The 9,862-nt window shown below is 49.5% G+C and carries 7 protein-coding genes and 1 pseudogene; 5 read left to right on the top strand and 3 right to left on the bottom strand.

The window, feature by feature from the left end:
• Positions 1–412: 412 nt before the first annotated feature.
• The 3 genes from H6F43_RS02910 to H6F43_RS02900 all read left to right on the top strand — a co-directional run bounded on the left by H6F43_RS02910 (position 413) and on the right by H6F43_RS02900 (position 2,914).
• Entirely contained in the window at positions 413–1,519 is a 1,107-nt protein-coding gene (locus H6F43_RS02910) for a calcium-binding protein (RefSeq protein ID WP_190340500.1), read from the top strand.
• A 108-nt stretch (positions 1,520–1,627) separates the two neighbouring features.
• Positions 1,628–2,032, top strand: a complete 405-nt coding sequence (locus H6F43_RS02905; protein WP_190340499.1) for an NIL domain-containing protein — start codon at positions 1,628–1,630, stop codon at positions 2,030–2,032.
• Between the two features lie 21 nt (positions 2,033–2,053).
• Positions 2,054–2,914 (top strand): NAD(P)-dependent oxidoreductase, encoded by an 861-nt coding sequence (locus H6F43_RS02900; protein ID WP_190340503.1) that lies wholly within the window; start codon positions 2,054–2,056, stop codon positions 2,912–2,914.
• 77 nt (positions 2,915–2,991) lie between these two features.
• Here H6F43_RS02900 and H6F43_RS02895 read toward each other — a convergent pair.
• Both H6F43_RS02895 and H6F43_RS02890 read right to left on the bottom strand, forming a co-directional pair.
• Positions 2,992–3,528 (bottom strand): annotated as a pseudogene (locus tag H6F43_RS02895) (transposase); the annotation flags it as partial.
• 305 nt (positions 3,529–3,833) lie between these two features.
• A complete protein-coding gene (locus H6F43_RS02890) occupies positions 3,834–5,333 on the bottom strand; it encodes a hypothetical protein (protein ID WP_190340498.1) in 1,500 nt (499 codons plus the stop codon).
• A gap of 1,149 nt (positions 5,334–6,482) precedes the next feature.
• On the opposite strand from H6F43_RS02890, the gene H6F43_RS02880 reads away from it, so the two are divergent.
• Positions 6,483–6,935, top strand: a complete 453-nt coding sequence (locus H6F43_RS02880) for a transposase (RefSeq protein WP_190340501.1) — start codon at positions 6,483–6,485, stop codon at positions 6,933–6,935.
• A gap of 41 nt (positions 6,936–6,976) precedes the next feature.
• On the opposite strand, the gene H6F43_RS02875 is transcribed toward H6F43_RS02880, so the two are convergent.
• Positions 6,977–8,983 (bottom strand): chromosome segregation ATPase, encoded by a 2,007-nt coding sequence (locus H6F43_RS02875; RefSeq protein ID WP_190340497.1) that lies wholly within the window; start codon positions 8,981–8,983, stop codon positions 6,977–6,979.
• Between the two features lie 184 nt (positions 8,984–9,167).
• Here H6F43_RS02875 and H6F43_RS02870 point away from each other — a divergent pair.
• A partial coding sequence (locus tag H6F43_RS02870; RefSeq protein WP_190340496.1) for an alpha/beta hydrolase occupies positions 9,168–9,862 on the top strand: 695 nt, incomplete at its 3' end.

Genomic DNA, 9,862 nt, shown 5'->3' with positions numbered 1-9,862 from the left:
TAAACAACAAATTGGGGCAGCACGCTTTCAGTCAGCTTCAACTCAGTAGAGTGGTTAGCCCAACTATATTTGGGATTCCTTTTCCATGCCGATTAAACCACTGAAACATTGACGAAATCCAGCCTTTGCAATTCTGAATTGCGAACTCCGAATTCCGAATCGGTATAAGCGGTTAATCATCGGCGCAACCTCCGGTGCGCTCTCTTATCAGTATGCGATTAATTCAAGGACTACATGCGCTGGCGATCGCGCTACGGACTCGCCAGAGAATTTACATAGAAATTACGCATAATCGCTGAGTTTTTCCGCTGAATGACAAGCCTTCATGAATGCCACGTAATGCGATCGCTCATGACTGAATCCTCACACTGTAAGTTCCTTACGACTTACGACTTACTACTGAGAGACAATCATGAGTATCTACGGTTCTTCTGGTAACGATCCGCTAAACGGCACAAACGCCGCGGACATTTCGATTTTCGGTTACGGCGGCAACGACACCATCAATGGCTTTGGTGGCGACGACATCATCGACGCAGGTGAAGGAAACGACTACGTTGATGGCGGCAACGATGGCGACACGATCCTCGGACGCGGCGGCAACGACACCCTCTACGGCGGCAGCGGCAACGATGCCATTTGGGGCGAAGCCAACAATGACTTTATTTGGGGGGGTGCCGGAACCGATACGGTCTACGGCGGCACGGGGGACGATACGTACTTGATTTCCGCGATGACGGGCGATACGGCTGACTCAGTGATCGAATACGCCAATCAAGGCACCGATACCGTCCTCTCCTACACCAGCTACACGTTGGGCGACAACCTGGAAAACCTGACGCTGCTCAACGACGACGCTGCCTATTCCGGCAACGGCAACAGCCTCAACAACCACATCATCGGTAGCAGTTCCAACAACTCCCTCAGCGGTTGGGATGGCAACGATTTTGTTGAAGGCAAGGGCGGTAACGACTACATCTGGGGCGATGATGGCAGCGACAACTTGATTGGCGGCGAGGGCAACGATTGGCTGGGCGGCGGCAGCGGCAACGATGCGCTGTATGGAGACGAAATTGCGGGTAGCACCACGGCGATCGGCAACGACACGCTCTCTGGTGGTAGTGGCAATGACCTCCTTTATGGCGGACGTGGTAGCGACAGTCTTAACGGTGGTAGCGACAACGACTTCCTCAACGGCTACGGCACTACAGGCTACGACAGCTTGGAGTACGACACCTTAACGGGCGGCGGCGGCGCAGATACCTTTGGGCTAGGCTACAACGGCAGTTTCGGCAACGACATTGCCTACCTGGGTAGCGGCTACGCCACAATCACCGACTTCGATCGCGCAGAAGGCGACAAAATCCGCTTGGGTGGAGGAATCGGCGAGTATACCCTGGAATACACTAACTTCTCTGGTAGCTCCGCCTGGGATACGTTGATCAAGCGCGGCAGCGACTTGATTGCGGTGGTGCAAGACACGACCACCGTGTCTAAAGGGCTTGACTTTATTGTCTAACTGCTAGTTGGGCATTCGATTCTGTTGCACCGACGCCTCTCAAAGACTTGTAACCTTTGAGAGGTTTTTTCATGTCTAGAATCGAGGGGAATCCTTCTCCTTCGTGCTGTGAAAAAGCGAGTCACCCTGACCTTTCCGCGTCGATCGGTCCACATGCCAGTCACGTATCGATTGGCAAAAGAGTTCAACGTCGCAGCAAACATCATTCGCGCTCAAGTTGCACCCAATCAGATCGGCAAACTCGTCGTCGAGCTTTCTGGCGACATCGACCAGCTAGACGCCGCACTGGACTGGATGCGATCGCAGGACATTGGCGTTTCCTTTGCCAGTCGCGAAATTTTGATCGATGAGGAGGTGTGCGTTGACTGCGGCTTGTGTACTGGCGTCTGTCCCACGGAAGCGCTCACCCTCGATCCACAGTCGTTTCGGTTGACGTTTCTGCGATCGCGCTGCATCGTTTGCGAACAGTGCATTCCGACCTGTCCAGTCCAGGCTATTTCGACCAATCTGTAGACCGAGTAAAGGGTGAATCCGATGAACGTTGGCGTAATTGGAACAGGCTTGATGGGGTTGCCGATGGCACAGCGGGTGCTGCAAGCGGGGCTGTCGCTGACGGTGTACAACCGCACAACAGCGAAACTAGAGCCGCTACGACAAGCAGGAGCGACGATTGCGTCCTCCCCGGAGGCATTGATTCGGGATTGCACCGCGATCGTACTGATGCTGACCAATGCAGACGCCATTCGCTCGGTGCTATTTGAGTCGGCGCGAACAGAGCTGGCGGGAAAGACAATCATCCAGATGAGCACGATCGCCCCGACGGAGAGCAAAGCCATTCAGTCCGAGGTCACCGCAGCAGGCGGAGACTATCTGGAAGCGCCTGTGTTGGGCAGTACGCCAGAGGCGACGGACGGCAAGCTGATCGTGATGGTGGGCGGCACGGAGGAGCAGTTCGATCGCTGGTTGGATCTGCTGAAGTGCTTTGGTCCGGAGCCGCGCTTGCTCGGTCCAGTGGGGTCGGCGTCAGCGGTGAAGCTGGCGCTGAATCAGTTGATTGGGTCGCTGACGGCGGCGTTTGGCGCGAGTTTGGGGTTTGTGGTGCAGCAGGGCGTCGATGCGGAAGCCTTCATGCAGATTCTTCGCGGCAGTGCGCTCTACGCGCCAACATTTGACAAAAAGCTGCAACGAATGCTGGATCGCAACTTCGCCAATCCGAATTTTCCAACGAAGCATTTGCTGAAGGACATGCGGCTGTTTCGGACCGAGGCAGACTCGCTGGGACTCGACGCCCGCACGATCGCCGCTGTCGAGGAGATTCTCAACCAGACGATCGATTTGGATTTAGCCGACGCGGATTACTCAGCGCTGTTTTCGGCGATCGTTCCGCCGTCTTAGCGCGACCACAGGCATTGAAAAACTGTTTGTAAAGGATAGTTAAGCGATCTTGGTTTTCTGGTTCGACGATTGTTGGTTAATCGCCGCATCATTAACCGAATCATGACCACATAGATCACGACTTCATGAGTTTTAGGCAGAGTTTCATAGTCGCGGGTTAGGGCTCGTGCATTGTCTAGCCAAGTCCAAGTTCGTTCGACAATCCATCGCTTCGGTTCTAGCCCAAACCCTTTGGCTCCCTCTGGGCATGAACTGATCTCAAGCTCGACACTTTTGTCCGAGTTTAATTGACTGACTATCGATGAAGGCTAAACTGGGCTGAGCATTGCGCCCCTCTCTCAGGCGCACTTTCTGCACCAAGACGGTATTGATATCTTCCCAAACACCTAATCTTACCCACAATCGGTAGTATCCATACACCGTCTGCCAACCTGGAAAATCACGGGGTAAGTTGCGCCATTTCACCCCGTTATAAGCAGATAGAAAATCGCGTTCAACACCGCTTGCAAGTCCACTTCTCGTGCTTTGCCAACTGGCTTTTCGGCAGGTAAGAGGGGGTCGATGTAGTGCCATTCCTGATCCCTCAGGTCGCTATCGTAGACAGGTTTGCTCATGGACTCAAGGATCGATAGATGAATAGCTTAGGTATCGCTCATTCCATTTCCTATGAATCATCTAGTTCATAATATCTATTTACAAACAGTTTTTTAGTGGCGCATGAATCTCAAATGAGTTTCAGACAAGACAGTAAAACCTCGAAAAGCAGTCTCTTAAACTGCTTAAATACGCGGTATTAATGTCCGTTTGGCGCTTGGCAGCAGGAATCTATTTTCATGAGAAATCTTTGATATTATCGCTTTCAGCAGTTTTCTTCACCAATAAACTCTCTTTGCTTTCGCTTCCATAGTAAAAAGAGGAATTACTTCTTTTGATACAATTCTATGTATTTACCATTTCTTTCAAATCTCTTGATTAAAGGTGTGTTTTTTTGTTGAATCATGGCTTGTAGTTTTTCACCCTCTTCATACCAGGGAGAAGAAGTAAATAGAAAAATGTCCGCCTCTTCATACTTGAAGACAACATTTATGGGTTTTTTAACATACCCCAGATACGGGTTTCGCAAAGCGTGCGACAGTGGCCAGGAAGCAAAAACTTTTTTGCTTGGCAATCTTTCTTCTATATAATGACTTGCATCTTGATTGATAGAAATAATATCTATGTACTCGAGATTATCTTCCCAAGATCCATAACCACTCCTATGTAAATCGTATCCAGAAACAAACAGTAAGACATTAGAAATGACAAGTATGCTTAAAAAGAATGAGAGGTATTTTCGCTGAGAGTTAATGAAACTAATAATTATTTTTATAAAACCAGCTGCACCAAGCAGAAATATAAAAGGATAAATTGGCATAGCATATCTAACTATCCAGGCCTTGACAATTGTAAAGAAAATTAAGTTTATCGAAGTAAGGATCAATAAAAATAATACAGCACTTCTTTGTTGATTCAATTTCCGTTGATCAAATTGATTTTGCTTTTTAAACGGCAAGCATACTAGGACAATGCCTAGTGAGTTTAAGATATTAGTTTCTAAAAAGCATTGCTTAAATTTTTCCACAAATGAGCTTAAAAAAAGCTCTGGTGACAGATTCACTCCTCTTGTATGAGCAAACTTCTCAGAATTTAATAGAATACCTGTGAGCTTGAAATGAAGTATAAACCAAGTGAAGTAGAGAAGTATTGGTAAACTTAGAAAAAAATACTTAATTACTAATTCTTTAACATCTATCCTTGGTCCAGCTGGATGTATATCGAAAATAATAAAGTAAACAACAAGAAGTATAGAAACTAAAATAAATCCTTCTGCTTTTGTTAAAGCTAGACTTGAAGCACAAAGTACAAAAAATGTGTAACGTCTTTGAACAAGGTGATAGGCGCTCATAATAAGTAGGGCTGTCAGAGGAACTGATAGATTCAAAGTCCCAAACTGAGCAAAACACAAAGGATTAAAAAATAGTAGTATTGCTGCTAAAAAGCCAATAGCACTATCACATAAAATTCTTTTGCCGAACAGGTAGGTGTAGTATAAGGCAAGCCAAGTAAAGACAACTCCAACAGCGTGTGAAATATATAGCTCTCTACCAAAAAACTTCCAAATAGTAGCTAATATTGCAAAATAAAAAGGTGGATGTCCAGGATCACCTTCTTCTACAATTGGGAAAAGCCATAGATTATTTTTCAGAATTGCATCACTATAGTCAAATACATAGGCCATGACATCCCAGTGATAAGGTAGATTTAAAACACTAATCTTAGTAATTAAAACAGTAACTATTAAAATAATTCCGGTAGTAATCTCACTATTTATTGGGTTGATGAATAGATTTGGCTTTGCTTGAGGTAGTTTAATCATCATTAAACATGGGTTAAAATTGATTGATTTAAAGAATTTTTGGATGGAAAACCACCAAAATAAGAAGGACTTTAACGGCCCATAGTATTGTGCTGCAAGAATTTGAGCGGTAGCCAGTAGTCTCTAAACTTGCCCAACCAGCTCCATACGCCGACAATGCCTTCTCTGCAAGCCTCAATCTAGCGCTGAGCAAAAGCCACAAAAACTAGATAGCTGTTTTTGTGTCGAGTGGACATCAAGTTTCTAGATTATTTCAGTGCCATTCATCTTTCAGTACTATCCAGTTTAGACACAAAGTATCTGCTAGAAGCTCTCCTTACCGCAGCGTGGTTAAAGCAGTGCAGGTGCTGTTTAGCTACTTCGCTACTAACTTATACAGACCTTTTAACTCCCTTCAGGAAGAATTCAGAGTTGGGCCGACAGCTTATAGCGGCTTACAACATAATACGTACAATTAATGCTCGATCAATGCTTGACAGCGGTCGTCAGGATTTTCGTGACAATCCTTTGACATTAAGGTTTTTAGAGAGTTTTTGCACTACCAGGGATCAAAGATTAAATAGCTTATAAATCAGCATCAGTAGGCGGACGGCAATTCCATGCCCCTACTGAAGAATTGCAGGGTTAATCAATTCATCATTCTCATCTGGGTCAATTTGGTCAAAGGTAGAGCTAAGGGTAGTTGCTGCTTTTGGGACAGTTGAGAGAATGTTTGTAAATGAATATTGCGAAGACATTGATCCATTCTGACCAAAAGATGTATCAGGAAACCAGAGTGGAATCAGGTTAAGACAATGGACAACTCAAAACCTACAGCAGTGATTTAACAGACGCGGAATGGAAACGGATTCAGCCTTTACTGCCTGAGGATAAACTGGTTGGACGGTTGCGGGAAGTGGATTTACGGGAGGTGCTCAATGCCGTTTTCTACCGGGTGGATAACGGAGTGAAATGGCGCAATCTGCCTACAGATTTTCCAGCTTGGCAAACCGTATATGGGTACTTCCGCTTGTGGATACGTTTGGAAGTGTAGGAATCGATCAATGCCGCATTGGTGAAGGAGGTCAGAAGGTCTGTAGGGCGAGAAGCCTCACCCAGTTTAGCCATCCTCGATAGCCAGTCTGTGAAGCTGGGAGAAAAAGGGGGGAGGACATCGGGATTGATGGGTTCAAAAAGATTAAGGGTCGCAAACGGACAGCGCTAGTCGATGTGTTAGGACTGGTTCTCAAGTGCTATGTGGGAGCCGCCAATCAAGCAGATGTGAAAGCTGCTCCTTGCGTTTTGTTGAGCTATTTAGAGATGCATGAGCGCATGGCTAAGATTTTGGCAGACCAGGGGTATCAGGGGAATTTAGAGGAAGATTTAGAAGCAGTATATGGAGTGGAGTTTGAGGTCGTTACTCATAAGAGAAGAGGGTTTTCGGTGCAAGCGAAGCGATGGATTGTCGAACGAACTTGGGCTTGGCTAGACAATAACCGAGGCTTAAGTCGAGATTATGAACGTTTAGCTGAGAATTATGAGGGGATGGTATATGCAGCGATGATTCGGCTGATGTTGCGGCGATTAGAAAACAATCGCAGAAGATGGAAGAAGGAAGATGCTTAACAACCGTTTACAAACATTCTCTAAGTTGATGATCGCCGCGACTACTGCCCGATCGTCTTCCGCCACGCTTGAATTTGCCGCTGTGCTTCTGCGAAGGCAGCAGCGCGAGAGGGAATTTTTTGGGCAACGGCGATCGCGCCCGGAACGTCGTAGCCTGCGCGTGTTTCCGCTACCTGCAACAGTTGGCGGCTCCACTCCTCAATCAATCCATCCGCATCGGAGCGGAGACGGCTAGTCGATGGCACCTGATTGACAAGCTGAATTGCGCTTCCTAGCGCATCCGTAGAGCCAGAATTTGCCAATCGCCGCGCCTCTTGAAGCGTTTGCTCTGCCTGAATCTGAGTTTTGGCGTCTTGAATTTGCTTGCGCCAGTCGCGAATGCTAGACTGCGCCTCACTGTAGAGTGATCGTCCAGATTTAACTTGCTCCGCCGCCGCGATCGCCGCTGTCAAATCGCCTGCGTTCGCCAGAGTTTGCGCCTGATCGAGAAATGGCTGGTCCTGTATCTGCTGAATTTGCGCCGTCCACTCATCCACTTTGCGCTGGGCATCCCTGGACAGCGCCCGACCGCGACCAATTTGGTTCACCTGATTAATGGCGGCTTGCAGCGCCGGAATGTCACCCGGACTGGCGGTCTCGTCTGCCTGATCGAGAATAGGGCGATCTTCAGTGGTTTGAATGCTGTCGGTCCACTCCTGAACCTGCTTTTGGACCTTGCTCCAGCGCGGGTTAGACTGCGACACCTGAGATGCAGCGGCGACCGCCGCTCGCAAATCTTCCGTTGAACCGCCCTGCGCCAACATTCGCGCCTTCTCTAGAGCTTGAATGGCTTCAATTTCCTGCTGCCAACTGCCAATCAACTGCTGCGCCTTCCCGTACAGCGGACGGTTGGGACCAATCTTCTGAGCCTGAGAAATAGCATCTTCTAGGCTGGATACCATGTCGGTCCACGTCTGCGATTGGGCATACGCCAGCGTGGTCAAATCCTTGGTTTCTTCTTTGAGGTTGGTCACTTCTGGGACTTTGCCCAAAATGTTCAATGCCCGCTGCAAATCGCGGCGATCGAGCGCGTCCTCGGCTAACCCTAACAGCGCCCGCCCAAATTTTCCGATCGCGCCTTGCGCCGCTTTCCGAACGTAGCTGTCAGGACCGATCGACTCGACGAGCTTGATTGCCTCTAGCAGGTTATCGACGCCGCCCTGATCGGCTAAACGCTCGGCTTTTGCGAGTTTGTTGCCGTCTTCGCGGGCGGCGTTAATGCGGCTGGTCAGCTCATCGTACTTCGTCGTCTGCCAAAACGTGTTTTCAACATCGAGTAGCTGGACGGCTTGAACAAACGCGCCGCGCCAGTTCAACTCCCGCATTTCGTTCTCAGCTTTCTTGAAAATGGCTTCTGCCTTGGACCAAATCGATTGCCAGCGCTGCACGCGCTCTTCCACCAGCTTGTAGGCAGATACCTGATTGGGAATGCGCCGCGCCGCCGCGATCGCCTCGTTGAGTTTGCCTGCGTTGAAGGCTTCTTCTGCGAGTCGCAGTACGTCTTGGGACCACTGCTCAATCAGGCGATCGGCTTCGGTACGAAGCTCATGATCGGCAGGAAGGGGTTCTAGCAGTTTGATCGCCTCTAGCAGGTCTGAGATCGTCTGCTTGTTCGCGGCTAACCGCGCACACTCGAACCGCAGCGAGGCAGAGGCAAGGGGCCAAAAGATAGCAGGACAGTTTGGCAATCCGGGCAGCTTGAGCAGCAGCGACAGGGCAAACGCTCCGGTACCGCTTGTAAACACTAGAGAGGCCACGATCAGGAACTGCCAGCTTGTCAGCCAGCCCATCCGCTTCCGAATTCGCTGCATGACGGTGGAAGGAACAGCGACCTGCTCGGCGGCGATCGCGATCGCCTGAGGCGGGGGTGGCTGAGCGGTGTCGATCGGCGCTGGTATCCTCGGCAGCGGCGATTGGGAGATGGGCAGTTTACGAATCGCAGGCGTCTTGGGTCGGTCTCCGGGCGGCTGATCCGATGGTTGACGGTCTGGAAATCCTTGTCTAGTCATAGCGCATCTGCTGTGTCAGGTCCTCAAACCACACCCGTTCTCGCTGCGATCGTACTCTTCAACTCAAAAAAAACCAAGCAGGAACTAGGGATTAAGGATTCGGGAAGAAGGTTCTAGTCGCAATCAATGCCATACAATGCAAGCGGTGCATCACACAATACTGTATTTAAGTTACGGGATAAACATGGCTGTGCAGGAAACGCGCATTACTCCGATTCAACGGCGATCGTCACACAGATCGTCACACAACGGTTGCATTAAACCGCTAAGGTGTCTGCTAATGGGGCTGGTTGGCGCAGGAGTTCTGTTGGTCGCCAAGCCTGCTACAAGTGCCGAAAAACTTTATGTGCCGTTCGGTCCGCTCAATTTCTCGCTGTCGGTGGACTCGCTTGCCACCTTTGCCGAGACGGGCGAGATTACCCCGGAGTTTCGCTTCTATGCTCGCCTACTAAAGCCCCAACTGCGCGACCAGTTTCGGCAAGTGCTGCGGCGACGATTCAAGGTGGCTCCGCTTGCGGTTGCTCAGTACACCTACACGCCTTTAGGAGAAGCCGCTCTGCAAAATTTGGGGCAGGCTATTCAAACAGAAGCTGGCGTCAATGGCTTTCACGGCATTCGATCGGCGCTGATTTTGGGAGCAGCCAATCCGGAGGGGCTGTCCGTTGTGGAATTTCTGCGGCAGTTCCCCACGCGAGGGATTCGGATCGACGCACAACTGCTGCTGAATCTAAGCCGCCAGCTCACGACGTATTTAAACTACCGAGATGCAGCCGTAACGGCGATCGAGCAGCAAATCGCCACTGAAGCGGCGGCGCAACCTGCTGCCGAGTCCTCGTCGCTACAAGATTTAACCAAGGCCGGACCGTTCAAGGTGGCAGC

Source organism: Leptolyngbya sp. FACHB-36, from assembly GCF_014695955.1.
Classification (GTDB): Bacteria; Cyanobacteriota; Cyanobacteriia; order Leptolyngbyales; family Leptolyngbyaceae; genus FACHB-36.
Note: the sequence above shows the minus strand (reverse complement) of the source record. Positions and strands in the feature narration are given on the sequence as shown.